Source organism: Pantoea sp. USHLN256, from assembly GCF_037149875.1.
Taxonomy (GTDB): Bacteria; Pseudomonadota; Gammaproteobacteria; order Enterobacterales; family Enterobacteriaceae; genus Pantoea; species Pantoea nemavictus.
On sequence record NZ_JBBCQO010000002.1, the window covers coordinates 919,184 to 932,392 of the forward strand.

Annotated in this window: 12 protein-coding genes; 10 read left to right on the forward strand and 2 right to left on the reverse strand. The window is 57.5% G+C overall.

All coding sequences use genetic code 11. The features are described from left to right. Window positions 1–10 precede the first annotated feature (10 nt). The 5 genes from WFL93_RS09100 to WFL93_RS09120 all read left to right on the forward strand — a co-directional run bounded on the left by WFL93_RS09100 (window position 11) and on the right by WFL93_RS09120 (window position 4,115). Window positions 11–880 carry a branched-chain amino acid ABC transporter permease gene (locus WFL93_RS09100; protein ID WP_009128382.1) on the forward strand — a complete coding sequence of 290 codons (870 nt, stop codon included), beginning with the start codon at window positions 11–13 and terminating at the stop codon, window positions 878–880. Continuing rightward, entirely contained in the window at window positions 880–1,911 is a 1,032-nt protein-coding gene (locus WFL93_RS09105) for a branched-chain amino acid ABC transporter permease (RefSeq protein ID WP_049851723.1), read from the forward strand. The genes WFL93_RS09100 and WFL93_RS09105 overlap by 1 nt, the downstream gene beginning before the upstream one ends. Beyond that, complete coding sequence (locus tag WFL93_RS09110) at window positions 1,908–2,639, forward strand: ATP-binding cassette domain-containing protein (protein WP_049851722.1); 732 nt, start codon at window positions 1,908–1,910, stop codon at window positions 2,637–2,639. The genes WFL93_RS09105 and WFL93_RS09110 overlap by 4 nt, the downstream gene beginning before the upstream one ends. Next, complete coding sequence (locus WFL93_RS09115) at window positions 2,632–3,336, forward strand: ABC transporter ATP-binding protein (protein WP_009128387.1); 705 nt, start codon at window positions 2,632–2,634, stop codon at window positions 3,334–3,336. Before WFL93_RS09110 ends, WFL93_RS09115 begins: the two co-directional genes overlap by 8 nt. Window positions 3,337–3,548: 212 nt before the next feature. Beyond that, window positions 3,549–4,115: an ANTAR domain-containing response regulator gene (locus WFL93_RS09120; RefSeq protein ID WP_336777938.1), complete on the forward strand. Its 567-nt coding sequence runs from the start codon at window positions 3,549–3,551 to the stop codon at window positions 4,113–4,115. Here the strand turns inward: WFL93_RS09120 and WFL93_RS09125 are convergent, their stop codons facing one another. Together WFL93_RS09125 and WFL93_RS09130 are read right to left on the reverse strand one after the other, a co-directional pair. Further along, the gene (locus tag WFL93_RS09125) at window positions 4,116–5,063 is read right to left on the reverse strand and encodes a helix-turn-helix domain-containing protein (RefSeq protein ID WP_180824263.1); all 948 of its coding nucleotides are present in this window, start codon (window positions 5,061–5,063) and stop codon (window positions 4,116–4,118) included. 118 nt (window positions 5,064–5,181) lie between these two features. Continuing rightward, complete coding sequence (locus WFL93_RS09130; protein ID WP_336777939.1) at window positions 5,182–6,576, reverse strand: amidase; 1,395 nt, start codon at window positions 6,574–6,576, stop codon at window positions 5,182–5,184. Window positions 6,577–6,770: 194 nt separating this feature from the next. Between WFL93_RS09130 and WFL93_RS09135 the strand changes: the two genes are divergently transcribed. The 5 genes from WFL93_RS09135 to WFL93_RS09155 all read left to right on the forward strand — a co-directional run bounded on the left by WFL93_RS09135 (window position 6,771) and on the right by WFL93_RS09155 (window position 13,209). Continuing rightward, a complete protein-coding gene (locus WFL93_RS09135) occupies window positions 6,771–8,201 on the forward strand; it encodes a hypothetical protein (protein ID WP_336777940.1) in 1,431 nt (476 codons plus the stop codon). Window positions 8,202–8,606: 405 nt separating this feature from the next. After that, complete coding sequence (locus tag WFL93_RS09140; protein WP_336777941.1) at window positions 8,607–9,812, forward strand: SfnB family sulfur acquisition oxidoreductase; 1,206 nt, start codon at window positions 8,607–8,609, stop codon at window positions 9,810–9,812. 9 nt (window positions 9,813–9,821) lie between these two features. Next, a complete protein-coding gene (locus WFL93_RS09145) occupies window positions 9,822–11,024 on the forward strand; it encodes an SfnB family sulfur acquisition oxidoreductase (RefSeq protein WP_336777942.1) in 1,203 nt (400 codons plus the stop codon). After that, window positions 11,021–12,382 (forward strand): LLM class flavin-dependent oxidoreductase, encoded by a 1,362-nt coding sequence (locus WFL93_RS09150; RefSeq protein WP_336777943.1) that lies wholly within the window; start codon window positions 11,021–11,023, stop codon window positions 12,380–12,382. The genes WFL93_RS09145 and WFL93_RS09150 overlap by 4 nt, the downstream gene beginning before the upstream one ends. 20 nt (window positions 12,383–12,402) lie before the next feature. Continuing rightward, window positions 12,403–13,209 carry a MetQ/NlpA family ABC transporter substrate-binding protein gene (locus WFL93_RS09155; protein WP_049851714.1) on the forward strand — a complete coding sequence of 269 codons (807 nt, stop codon included), beginning with the start codon at window positions 12,403–12,405 and terminating at the stop codon, window positions 13,207–13,209.

Here is a 13,209-nt window from a genome sequence, read left to right on the forward strand (position 1 = left end):
AGGAGCCGCTATGGATCTGTTCATTATCTACGGCATTGAAGTGCTCAATGCCATTGCCGTACTGATCATCATGAGCGTTGGGCTGGCGGTAGTATTCGGCATGATGAAAATCGTCAATATGGCGCACGGCGAATTCATGATGCTGGGCGGCTACAGCGCGATTCTGGCAACCAACCAGTGGGGCGTGCCGATTTGGATCGCCATGCTGGTGATCGCACCGCTCACCGTGGGCGTCTTCGGCGCGGTGGTGGAGCGCGTGATCATTCGTCATCTGTATGGGCGGATGATCGACACCATGTTGGCCACCTGGGGCTTGAGCCTGGCCTTGATTGGTGCCGCCACCATGCTGTTCGGCAACACCACTTTAGGCATCAGCTCACCGCTGCCGAGCGTTAACGTGGGCAGCTACAGCACCAGCGGATATTCGCTGTTCATGATTGTATTTGCGCTGGGCTTGATCGGGGCGCTGTGGCTGCTGCTGCGCTTTACCACCTTAGGGTTGTGCGCTCGCGCCACCATGCAAAACGCCCGCATGGCCGCGGCGCTTGGCAGCAATCCGGGCAAAATCTACAGCCTGACGTTTGGACTCGGCGCGGCGCTTTCCGGTTTAGGCGGCGCGCTGTTAGCGCCGATCACCGGCGTCATCCCAACCATTGGCGTCAGCTTTATTGCCAAAGCCTTTATCACGGTGATCGGCGGCGGCAGCGCGATTATCGCCGGCACGCTCTCCTCATCCACGCTGTTCGGCACCATTTCCCAGCTGGTGACCTATGCCTCCACGCCGGTGTTCGGGGCGGTGGCGCTGCTGCTGAGTGCGATTGTGTTGCTCCGCCTGATGCCGCAGGGCATCACCGGACGCTTCTTCAGGAGATCGTTGTAATGAAATTTTTCTCTGAGAAAGTCCAGATTGTGCTTACTGCGCTGGTAATGGTGCTAGTGGCGCTGTGGCTCTCCGGCACGATTGAGCTCTACACCTTGCTATCACTGACGGTGTTTCTGGTGATGGGATTGCTGTCACTCAGTCTGGCGTTTATCTGGGGTTACGGCGGTATTTTGTGCTTCGGTCAGGCGGCGTTTTTCGGCCTGGGCGCTTACACCTATGCCATCTGCGCGATTAACTGGGGCGACTCCACCTGGGCGGTGGTGATGGCGGTGCTGCTGCCTACGCTGTTCTCGCTGCTGCTCGGCTATGTGATTTTTTATGGCGGCGTCAGCGATGTTTATCTCGGCGCAATAACGCTGGCGGTGAGTCTGGTGCTGTTTAACTGGATCAACTCCACTTCCGGTAGCGAGTATCACCTTGGTGAGGCGCTGCTGGGCGGCTTCAATGGGATTCCGTCGGTGCCGACGCTCAACCTGCCGTTCCAGCCCGACGCTATTTTGTCACCGGAAGCGATCTTTATGGTCACGGCGGGCTGTCTGGCGCTCTGTTACGCCTTGCTGAAATTTGTGCTGCTGAGCCGTTTCGGCAAAACCGTGGTGGCGATCCGCGAGAACGAACAGCGCGCCGGTTTGCTCGGCTATAACGTGCCGGCACATAAGCTGGCGACCTTTGCCATCGGCGCAGCGATTGCCGGTTTAGCCGGTTGTCTGTACGTCAACTGGGGCGCGTTTGTCAGTCCTGGCGTGTTCAGCATCAGCCAGTCAGCGCAGATCATTATTTGGGTGATTGTCGGCGGGCGCGGCACGCTGCTCGGCCCGGTGATCAGCTGCGTGCTGTTGCAGTGGATGGTGACGCGGCTGGGTGCGCAGCAAACCGTGGACGTCAATTTAGTGCTGGGGGTGATTCTGGCGGTGTTTGTGTTGCTGATTCCGGGCGGCATTTTGCCCACGCTGCAGCGTTTGGTGCGGCGCAAGCGAACGATGAGCGCCACGGCCAGCCGTGCGCAGGTGAGTGAGGTGAAACCATGACGGCCAATGTGTTGCTGGAAACCCACAAGATGGGCGTCAGCTTTGGTGGCGTTCATGCAGTAAAAGAGGTGGATTTTACTCTGCATGAAGGTGAGTTGCGCTGCCTGATCGGCCCAAACGGTGCCGGCAAAAGTACCTTTTTCAAAATGTTAAGCGGGCAGGTGACGCCAACGCGCGGCGAGTGTCGCTATCGCGATCGGGTGATCTCCGGTAAACGGCCGTGGGAGATTGCACGTCTGGGGATCGGCATTAAAACCCAGGTGCCGAGCGTGTTCGAGGGCTTAAGCATCCGGGAAAACCTGTGGCAGGCGGCGGCGAATAAGCTGGCAAAAGCCGCGCTGCCGGCGGCGATTGATCGCGTGCTGGAGGATATCGGGCTCGCCGAACTGCAGCATGCGGTGCTTTCGGAGCTGGCACACGGTCAGCGGCAGTGGGTGGAGTTGGGCATGATTCTAATCTCAAAACCGCAGCTGGTGCTGCTGGACGAACCGGCGGCAGGCATGACGCATCAGGAGGTGCGCAAAACGGCGCAGCTGATCAAAACCATTAACCAGCAGAGCACGGTGGTGGTGGTGGAGCACGACATGGAGTTCATCAGCATGATTGCGCAGCGAGTAACGGTGTTTAATCAGGGCGCGGTGCTGGCGGAGGGCAGTTTTCGCGAGGTGACGCAAAATCCGCTGGTGAAAGAGGCGTATCTCGGCAATCTGGAGATTAAACATGCTTGAAATAAAAGAGATGGTCTCGGGCTATAACAAAATACCGGTGCTGAACCTATCCGAGCTGTTTGTCGGTGCTAAATCCTTTACCGGAGTGCTGGGCCGCAATGGCATGGGCAAAACCACGCTACTGCGCACCATTATGGGCGAACTGCCTGCCTGGCAGGGCAGCATTGCGCTGAATGGCATCGACATTACGCGTTACCAGGCGCACCAGCGCGCGGCGGCGGGGATTGGATTTGTGCCGCAGGGGCGCCAGATTTTTCCGCTGCTAACGGTAGAAGAGAATTTGCGCATGGGCTGCGTGAAACACTTTTCACGCGCCGGGCAGATTATCGAGCAGATGCTGGAGATCTTTCCGCGCCTGAAACGCCTGCTGGCACAGCCCGGCGGCGCGCTTTCGGGTGGCGAGCAGCAACTGCTGGCACTGGCGCGCTGCTTGTGCGGGCAACCGCAGCTGGTGCTGTTGGATGAGCCGACGGAGGGGATTCAACCGAATATTTGCGAGGAGATTATTGCGACGTTACAGCGGCTGCGCCATGAGATGGATATTTCAATCATTCTGGTGGAGCAGGATATTGAGTTTCTGTATGCGCTTTCCGACCAGATTCATGTGATCGAGAAGGGGCAGATTGTGCAGAAAATCGATCCGAAAACCCAGTCGAGCGCCAGCGTGGCCGAGCAGTTTTTGGGGTTTCACGTGTGAGGTAGATTGCCCTTACCCCAGCCATCTCTCGCTTGCGGGAGAGGGTGGGAGAAGCGCGCCGAACGGTTCCCTCTCCTGCTTGCGGGAGAGGGTTAGGGACTGGCGGCACGTTTGTCCTCCCTGACACAGCACCCGGCAGCATCAGCAAAGCGTTAACTCATCCGCTCGCTTACTGTGAAGCTTCCTTTTTCGGGATGCGCATAGGATGAATCATGATTGAACAATCATTACTGGCAACGCTTTCTGGTGTTCGGCTGCATATTTTCCATCCTGACTCACAAAGCGTGCGCGCGTTTTGCGCCTCGCTGGCGCAGCTGGGCTGTCACGCGCAACACAGTTGGCCGCCCGCGGCGTCATTCCCTGCGGAAACACAACTGCTGCTGGTGGCGATTGACGCCCATCAGCAGCACGCGCTGCCTGGCCTCTTCAGCAGCGCCCAGCAGCGGGACATCCCCCTTGTTGCGCTGGCCGATTGCCACAATGCGCGGCTGTTTCCGCTGCTGCTGCAACTTCAGCCCAGCGCCATCGCCGAGCGAGAAATCAATCCCTTTGCCTTGATTGTGCAGATCATCGGCACGTTAAAAACCGTGCGCCAGCGCGAGCGGCTGCAGGTGCGCAGAGCGCGTGGTGAAAGGTTAGCGCAGGCCAAGGGCGTGCTAATGCAAACCTTTGGCCTTGATGAGTCCGGCGCGTATCGTTTAATGCGCAGTGAAGCGATGAACACGCGCAGCAGCCTGGAATTTACCGCGCAACGCGTGATTAATACTCTGCAAAAGTAGTTACTCCTGCGCCTGAGCGTCCGGCAGTCGCAGCAGGCTGCTGGGCGTATAACCAAAGGCTTTGCGAAACGCCAGGCTGAAGTGCGACATGTCGCTAAAGCCATGATCCAGCGCCACCTGCGTGATATTGCGCGCTTTGCCTTCCGCCAGAATGCGGCGGCAGGCGTGCAGGCGCTCCTGCCAGAGGAAGTTCATCGGGGTGGTGCCGTGAGCGGCGAACACCCGGCTGATGGTGCGCGGAGAAACGTGATGCGCATTGGCTATCTGCGCCACTGATAACTCCGGCTCCTGCAGATTCTGGCGCAAAAAAAGTACTACGCGCGAATAGAGATCGGGTTTCAACGCCTGCTCGCTGTGCTGCAAATTAACGCTGACCGAAATCATATTCAGCAGCGTATTAGCAAACTGCGCGGCCAGAAACGCATTCTCCCGCTCGGCGTTAAACACAAAGGCTTCCTGCAGCAGTTGTTTAAGCGAGGTCATGCCGGGCCGCGTAAGGTCCAGCGTTTTACCCGCCAGTTTTGCCGTGGCAGGTGCCTCTTTCTCCATGATGTGACGCGGCAGATGCACGATATTGATGGCGACATTGTCCATCGCAAAATCAAACGGCGTGGCTGCATCGTAAATCACCACGTCGCCAGCGCTAACGCGTGACTGGTGACCATTCTGACGCAGCGTACCGCTGCCCGCACTGACGTAACCCAGATAGAAATCGTGATTAGGATGGCGGCGAATGCACTCCGGCGTGCGTTGCCACATCAGCGCGGTATGCGATACGTGATTAGCGATGTCCAGTTGGCCTAACATCGAATAGGCGAAGCTGCCGGAAAACGCACCGGCGTGCATTTGCCGCGCTTCGGCCTTGATCAAACGTGAGCACACCGCATCGCGCCAGGCATCGAAGCGATGACGATTATCGAGATCATCGGTGGTGAACAGCTCTTTCATATCAGCATCCCCTAAACATGGCGAAAAAGGGCGGAAGTAGAGGAGTTAAAGCAAGTTTCAGGCCATCAGCGGGTGAAAGGGCCGCCCCGATGCTGTCGAGGCGGCAAAGGCGAAAGATTTACAGCGCAGGATGCTGTTTATGCCAATCGGTAACCTGCTGGAAGGCCCACGCGCCCTGAATCATGATGGTTTCAGCGAAATGCGCCGCGACCAGCTGGAAACCAATAGGTGCACCGGTTGCCGTCATGCCGCACGGCAAGGTAATGGTGGGATGTCCGCTGGCATCGAATGCACTGGTATAGCGCAGCACGCCGTTAAACAGTGCCTGATCGGTACCAAAACGGGTCATGGTGTCCCAGGTTAATCCGGCATAGGCGGTCGCGGGAGCGAGAATCAAATCGACCTGAGTAAAGAGTGCGGAAATATCGCCGCGCAGCGCCGCACGATTGAGCAGCAGCCGCTGATACTCGAGTGCGGTGACGCTGTGACCGAGATCCAGCAGACCCGCCAAACCCGGACCGTATTGATCTTTCTGCGCTGGATAGGTCTTTTCATGTGCCAGCGCGGTTTCCACGGCGCACAGCGCGCTCCACTCGGCGGCGGCTTGTTCGGTATCCGGCAGCGTAATATCCACCAGCGTGGCACCAAGCGAACTCAACGTGGCGATAGCCGCTTGCAGCGCCGCCCGCGTCTCTTCATCCACTTTCTCCAGCGCCCAGCTTTTATCGACACCGATGCGCATTTTGCTAATACCGCGCGTCATCAGCGCCAGATAATCAGGTACCGGTTCGCTGCTGGAAGTGGAATCTTTGTCATCGCGACCGGCAATGGCTTGCAGCATGGCGGCGGCGTCAGCGGCGTTGCGCGCCATAGGGCCGATGTGGTCGAGGGATGCCGCCAGTTCACAGGCGCCGTGACGTGTCACGCGACCCCAGGTTGGTTTAATGCCAGTCAGGCCGTTGGCGTTAGACGGGAAGCGAATGGAACCGCCGGTATCGGTGCCAATCGAGCCAAAGCACAAGCCCGCTGCGGTAGCCACGCCGGATCCGCTGGAGGAGACGCCGGTCCACAACGCGCTGCCCCATGGATTATTGGGGCGGGTGATTTCGGGATGGTGATCGGCGAAGGCGCTTTCGGTTTGCGTCAGCTTGCCGAGAATCACCGCACCCGCCGCGCGGAAGCGTTCCACCACAGTGGAGTTTTCGTCTGGATAGTGATCCTTGTGGATGATCATGCCGTGGCTGGTGGGGGCATCTTTAGTCCAGATTAGATCTTTCAACGCAATCGGCACACCGTGCAGCGGGCCACGCATTTTACCCTGGGCAATCTCTGCATCGGCTTCGGCCGCCTGCTTCAGCGCGCTATCACGCATGATGTAGAAGAAGCTGTGTAAGTCACGATCCAGCGTATCGATACGCGCCAGCAGCGTTTGCGTGACCTCAAGCGAGGAGATGTCGCCCGACTGAATCAGACGGCCAATTTCCAGCAAGCTTTTGTAATGCAGATTATTCATCCTGACCTTTCCTCGTGAGTGAGAGATGTGCTGATGAATAACCTAAGTCAGGTGCGTGGTGCGGGCTGTGTTTAACCAGACAGATGCTGTGCCAGAAATGCCAACCCGTGGTGGGGTGCGGGTGACAAAACACTAAAGCTGCCGAAATTCTCGCCGATAACATAGCGGAATAGTACATAACGAGGATTATTTTCATGCTAAATGGGATTGGCAGCAGCGTACTGAGAAATTTAATCGCTTCTAACGCGGTGGTTACAGCGACGGTCAACAACAAAACCGCGCAAAATGCCTTAACGGCAGAAGCCTCCACCAAAGTGACCTTCAGCGAGGCGAGTGACGCCATCGCCGCGATCTACAAAATCGTGCCTGCACAGGTACAAAGCTCCGTGGATGTCACCAGCAGCCTGCAAGCGCAGCTGAACGGTGCCGCGCAGGCGAAAGGCGTTGGCATGAACGGTCTGGGCAGCTCCTTGCTCAGTAATCTGGCCAGCAATCGCGGTGATGTGACCCTGAGCGTTCCCGCAACCGACGCGGTTAACAGCGCACAAAGCAGCAGCCAAAGTGCGCTGGCGTTGACCATCACCACCCAATCTGGCGTGCAGGTTAGCCTGCAAATGACGCGCCAGCAGGGCGGCATGGTGGTGGAGCTGAAAACCAGCGGTGGCCAGTTGAATAACGATGAAGCAGCGGCGATTGGCAGCTTGTCAGCGGGTTTGCAGAAGGCGTTGGATGGCCTGGATGCCAGCACGACTCAACTTGATATCAGCGATCTGATGAAGTTTGATAGCTCGGTGTTGAAAAGCGTCGATCTGAAGACCGATCTGCGCAACGGCAATAATGTCACGCAGTCGCTGAATCTGCATGCCGACGATCAAGAGCGCTGGCTCGGTTTCCACAATGGTGATGTCAGCATCAAACTGGACACCGATATGTCGAAACTGACGCAAGCGGGTAGTGCGGCGCAGCAAGCCGCGGCGCTGGATCAGTGGAGCACCAAATTTGACCAGGCGGCGGCACGCGGTCATGGCAACAGTGCCATGCTGTCGCTGTTTAAAGAGAGCTTCCGTGCGCTCAATACCACCGAAGGCAAAGCGGCCGAAAGTATTAATACGCAGCGAGTGAAAGCGATTGATGCCAATGCGGCGAAGAGTGGCGCGATCAGCGGATTGGCCGATTTCTCCGCCACTTATCAGCAGACGCCGATTTCCGGCAATCCGTATAAGCCGGAAGAGGAAGATAGCTTCTCACTCAATGTGGCGCAAAAAACCACCACGCAGCAGCATGGCGATAGCCAGGATTTGAGCCAGCAGACGCTGTTTAAACTGAAAGCCAGTTTCCATACCGCGCTGGATTCCGCCTCAGCGGTGAAACTCACCGAACAGAAATCGTCGCAGAACTACAAATATCATCTGATTGATGATGAAGAGCGCAGCCAGACGTCGGTGACGCAGAATAAGAAAGGGGATTTGACTGCAAACTATTCGCAGCAGCTGACGCAAAATGAGACGGTGAAAACCTATCAGCTGGCGCAGTTGATCGACAGCGTAGAGATCCCGCACAGCGCGAAAAGCGAATCGAGCCGTTTATTCGCCGCCGCGCAGTTTGATGCGCAATTAAATAATTAATAGTCCAGCGCCGCTGTTAACCTTCGCACAATTTGTAGCGGCGCGATTTATCGCGCTCTTTTGACGTTTAAACTGAGACGCGCAATAAATTGCGCCGCTACGAGTATGTGCAAACATCATTATTTGCAAAATAAAACTTTTCTTAGCGTTATTTGATCTTAAGAATTACTCGCCGCTTTTTTATACTCAGCTACGCCTCGCAGCGCCGCCTGTAGCCCTTTGTTGTGCCTAAATAAATCGATAGCTTAATAATGGCAACCCATTGCCAGATATAGCATAACCGCGCTATTTACTTGCTTAAACTCCGCTGATTATCATCGCTTTCAACCCGTTATTAATTCCACCGCCTGCTGGCTTATTCAGTGCAGGCTTACTATTCGCTGTGCAGTAAAAGTGAAATCAGCTATGACGCAAAACAGTGACGAGATTATTAACCGCGCCGCGGTATTAAGCAGCGATGCACAGGCGATTGCCGCCGCACGCCATTTAGCCGAACAGGCGAAAAGCGGTGCAGTCGAGCGCGATCAACAACGTCTATACCCGATTGAGCTGCTGAACCAATTCACCTTATTGGGCCTTGGTAGCATCAGCGTGCCGCGTGAATTTGGCGGCGCAGGCTTGTCGTTCCAGACGGTAGCCGAGGTATTTCGACTGATCTCCGCCAGCGATCCGTCGCTCGGGCAAATCCCACAAAACCACTTTGGCCTGATTCAGTTCATCCTCGGTGAAGGTTCTGCAGCGCAACAACAGCAGTTGTTGCATGCGGTGGTCGACGGCAAGCGCCTTGGCAATGGAGGGCCAGAGAAAAACACCAAACACACGCGCGATGTGCAAGCGCAATTGGTGACAACGTCACAAGGTGTGCAGCTCACTGGGGAGAAGTTCTACTCTACCGGCGCGCTATTCGCCGACATTCTGGTCACCACCGCCATGTATGACCAGCAGCCGACCATGGCGTTTATTCCGTTGCCAGCGCAGGGCGTAGAAATTGTCGATGACTGGTCTGGCATTGGACAGCGCACTACTGCCAGCGGCACGGTGAAACTGCAGCAGGTGGTGGTGGATCCGGCGCTGCTGATGTCGCTGCCTGCGCCGGAAAAGCCGACGCTGCGCGGCGCGGTTTCACAGCTGATTCAGGCAGCGATTGATGCCGGGATTGCTCAGGGCGCGCTGGATGAGGCACTGGAGTTTGTGCGCAGCAGCTCGCGACCGTGGGTGGATGCCAATGTCAGCCGCAATGCCGACGATCCCTATATTCTCGCCGACGTGGGCCGCATCAGCACCGAACTGAGCGCCGCCAATGCGCTGCTGGCGCGTGCCGCCCGCGTACTGGACAGCATCGATCGGCAAGCGCTGACCGCTGAAAATTGTGCGCGCGCGTCGATTGCGGTGGCGGAAGCCAAAGTGCTCACCACCGACGTTGCGCTGCGCGCCAGTGAGAAATTGCTGGAATGGGGCGGCAGTCGCGGCACGCTGCTGCGCCACGGGCTCGATCGCCACTGGCGCAATGCGCGCACCCACACTTTGCACGATCCGGTGCGCTGGAAAACCCACGCTATCGGCAACTATTACCTCAATGATGCGCTGCCTGCGCGTCATGCGTGGATTTAAGGAGCAACCATGACGCAGGTATTGCCTAAACAGCGCGCGACGCGCATCGCGACAGCCCAGCAAGCGTTACAGGTGGCGCAGGAATTAGCAGCGCGTTTTCGTGCCGGTTCGTCCCAGCGCGACCGCGAACGTGAGCTGCCGCACACCGAGTTGCAGCAGCTGTTTCAATCCGGGCTCGGCGCCATCACCGTGCCGCGCGCCTTCGGTGGCATTGAAATTTCTAGCGCTGAACTGGCTGAGATTTTCGTGATGTTAAGCGCTGCCGACGGTTCGATTGGTCAGGTGCCGCAGAACCATTTTTACGCGCTGGAAGTGCTGCGCATCAACGGCAGCGAGGCGCAGAAAAAACGGCTGTATGCCGAGGTGCTGGACGGCGTGCATCACGGCAATGCGCTGGCGGAGTTCAGCTCGCCGGCCGCGCATCAGCGATCAACTGCAGTTTCGCAGCAGGCTGAGGGATTGCGTCTCAACGGCAACAAATTTTACTGCACCGGCGCGTTATACGCCGATCGTATTCCGACGCTGGCGATTGCCGATGACGGTAAAGAACAGCTGGTGTTTGTGCCGCGCCAGCAGCCAGGCGTCAACGTGATCGATGACTGGAGCGGCTTTGGTCAGCGCACCACCGGCAGCGGCAGCGTGCAGTTCCGCGATGTGGCGATTGCGCCGGAAGATGTGGTGCCCTTCCAGACGGCGTTTGAGCGGCCGAGCACCGTTGGGCCGTTTGCGCAGATTATGCATGCCGCCATCGATCAAGGCATCGCGCGTGCAGCCTTTAATGACATGCTTGATTTTCTGCGCCAGCGTGCACGTCCGTGGCCGGACAGCGGTGTGGAATGCGCCAGCGACGATCCGTTGACGCTCGATCGTACCGGTCGCCTTGCCGCGCGACTTAGCGCCGGTGATGCGCTGCTGGCAATTGCCGGTGACGCCGTTGACGTGGCGCAGCGCGAACCCAGTGCGGAAAACGTGGCGCTAGCTTCAGTCGACGTGGCGAAGGCGCGCGCCTGGACCACTGAAGTGTCGCTGGAGGCCAGTAATCTGCTGTTTGAACTGGGCGGATCGCGTTCCAGCCTGCGTGAACACAACTTTGACCGCCACTGGCGCAATGCGCGCACCCACACCCTGCACGATCCGGTGCGCTGGAAATATCCGGCGATTGGCAACTACCTGCTGAATGGCGTGCTGCCACCGCGTCGGGGAACGATATGAGTCAAAAACAGATTCTGCTTAACGCCTTCAATATGAACTGCGTTGGGCACATTCATCACGGCATGTGGACACATCCGCAGGATCGTTCAGTGGATTTCAATTCGCTCGATTACTGGCTGGATCTGGCGCGTTTGCTGGAGCGCGGGCTATTTGATGGGCTGTTTATCGCCGATATTCTCGGTGTGTATGACGTCTATCAGCAGGGTATTGGCCTGACCGCCAAAGAGTCGATTCAGCTGCCGGTTAACGATCCGCTAATGCTGATTTCCGGCATGGCGAGCGTTACGCAGCATCTGGGCTTTGGCGTCACCGCCAACCTGAGTTATGAAGCGCCATATCCGTTCGCGCGCCGACTTTCCACGCTCGATCACCTGACCAATGGGCGCATCGGCTGGAACATCGTCACCGGTTATCTTGATAGCGCCGCGCGCGCCATGGGCCAACATCAGCTGCTGGCGCACGATCGCCGCTACGATCAGGCCGATGAGTTTCTGGATGTCACCTACAAATTGTGGGAAGCCAGCTGGCAGGACGATGCGTTGGTACAGGATAAGGCCAATCGTCTGTACGCCGATGCCAGCAAGATCAAGCAAATCAATCATCAGGGCGAGTTTTATCAGCTGCAGGGCTATCACCTCAGCAGCCCATCACCGCAGCGCACGCCGCTGCTATTTCAGGCCGGTTCCTCGACGCGCGGCATGCAGTTTGCCGGGCGTCATGCCGAGTGCAGCTTTGTTAATGCGGCGTCACCGGCGGCGATGCGCGAGCAATCCACGCGTCTGCGTCAGGCGGCGGTGGCTGCCGGACGCCATCCTGACGATCTGCGCATCTTTATGGGCGTCAGCGTGATTGTGGCGCCTGGCGAGCGTGAGGCGCAGGAGAAGCAGCGCAGCTATCTCGACTATGCCAGCCCGGAAGCCGGCATCGCCCACTTCTCCAGCTCGATTGGGTTGGATTTGGCGGCCTTCGAGCTGGATGAGCCGATTCAGACCGGCGACACGCGCGCGATAGAATCGGTAAGCAAAGCCTTTAGCGGCTGGACGCGTCGTCGCTTGCTGGAGCAGCACGCGATGGGCAGCCGCTATCCGCTGATCGTCGGCAATCCGAGCCAGGTCGCCGATGCGTTGATCAAGTGGATCGATGAAGGCGATATTGACGGCTTTAACCTGACGCGCATCCTCAACCCGCAGAGCTACCGTGATTTTATCGATCTGGTTGTTCCGGAATTGCAGCAGCGCGGCCGCTTTAAAACCGCCTATCAGCCCGGTTCGTTACGGCAAAAAATCTTTCAACAGCAAGACCGTTTGCCCGATCGTCATCCGGCGGCACGCTGGCGCGACGGCGTTAACCTTCGTTAATTTAACCTCAGGGATCTGATATGAAAATTGCACGTCAATTCGCGCTGGCTGCCAGCGTCGCACTGCTGGCGTTTAGCGCCGTCGCTGCCGAGAACTACAGCGGACCGCTCAAAGTCGGCACCACCGCAGCCTTTGCGCCGCCGCTGGAAACCGCGGTGGCCGAAGCGAAGAAACAGGGTTTGAACGTTGAGTTGGTGGAGTTCACCGACTGGACGGCGCCAAACGTCAGCGTGGAAAACGGCGACATCGACGTCAACCTGTTCCAGCATAAGCCGTTCCTTGAGAACGCCAACCAGCAGGGCGGATTCCATCTGGTGCCTTTTGCACCCGCCATCATCAACAATATCGGCCTCTATTCGAAAAAACATACTGCGATTGACCAGATTCCCGATGGCGGCACGGTAGCGATTGCTAACGATCCGATCAATGGCGCGCGCGGCCTGCTGCTGCTGCAAAAAGCCAAACTGATTACGCTGAAACCGGGCGCGGGCCTCAAATCGACCGTGGATGACATTGTCAGCAATCCAAAGCATCTGAAGATTATCGAAGTGGAAGCGGTGCAGCTGTCGCGATCGCTGGATGAAGTCGATTTAGCGCAAGGCTATCCGCACTATCTGCGCCTGTCGAAGACCATCGATCCCAACAAGGCCTTGCTGTTTGATGGCCTTGAGCATCCGGAATATGTGATTCAGTTCGTGATTCGTGATGGCCATCAGAACGATCCGCGCCTGGCGAAGTTTGTCGATATCTACCAGCATTCACCGGTAGTGCGCGCCAAACTGGATGACTTCTACGGCAAGCTGTATCAGCCGGGCTGGAGCCAGTAA

What these genes read in the sequence shown, in the direction of transcription:
- WFL93_RS09100 (WP_009128382.1), top strand. Translation starts at nt 11, where the DNA reads ATGGATCTGTTCATTATCTACGGCATTGAAGTGCTCAATGCCATTGCC.
- WFL93_RS09105 (WP_049851723.1), top strand. Translation starts at nt 880, where the DNA reads ATGAAATTTTTCTCTGAGAAAGTCCAGATTGTGCTTACTGCGCTGGTA.
- WFL93_RS09110 (WP_049851722.1), top strand. Translation starts at nt 1,908, where the DNA reads ATGACGGCCAATGTGTTGCTGGAAACCCACAAGATGGGCGTCAGCTTT.
- WFL93_RS09115 (WP_009128387.1), top strand. Translation starts at nt 2,632, where the DNA reads ATGCTTGAAATAAAAGAGATGGTCTCGGGCTATAACAAAATACCGGTG.
- WFL93_RS09120 (WP_336777938.1), top strand. Translation starts at nt 3,549, where the DNA reads ATGATTGAACAATCATTACTGGCAACGCTTTCTGGTGTTCGGCTGCAT.
- WFL93_RS09125 (WP_180824263.1), bottom strand. Translation starts at nt 5,063, where the DNA reads ATGAAAGAGCTGTTCACCACCGATGATCTCGATAATCGTCATCGCTTC.
- WFL93_RS09130 (WP_336777939.1), bottom strand. Translation starts at nt 6,576, where the DNA reads ATGAATAATCTGCATTACAAAAGCTTGCTGGAAATTGGCCGTCTGATT.
- WFL93_RS09135 (WP_336777940.1), top strand. Translation starts at nt 6,771, where the DNA reads ATGCTAAATGGGATTGGCAGCAGCGTACTGAGAAATTTAATCGCTTCT.
- WFL93_RS09140 (WP_336777941.1), top strand. Translation starts at nt 8,607, where the DNA reads ATGACGCAAAACAGTGACGAGATTATTAACCGCGCCGCGGTATTAAGC.
- WFL93_RS09145 (WP_336777942.1), top strand. Translation starts at nt 9,822, where the DNA reads ATGACGCAGGTATTGCCTAAACAGCGCGCGACGCGCATCGCGACAGCC.
- WFL93_RS09150 (WP_336777943.1), top strand. Translation starts at nt 11,021, where the DNA reads ATGAGTCAAAAACAGATTCTGCTTAACGCCTTCAATATGAACTGCGTT.
- WFL93_RS09155 (WP_049851714.1), top strand. Translation starts at nt 12,403, where the DNA reads ATGAAAATTGCACGTCAATTCGCGCTGGCTGCCAGCGTCGCACTGCTG.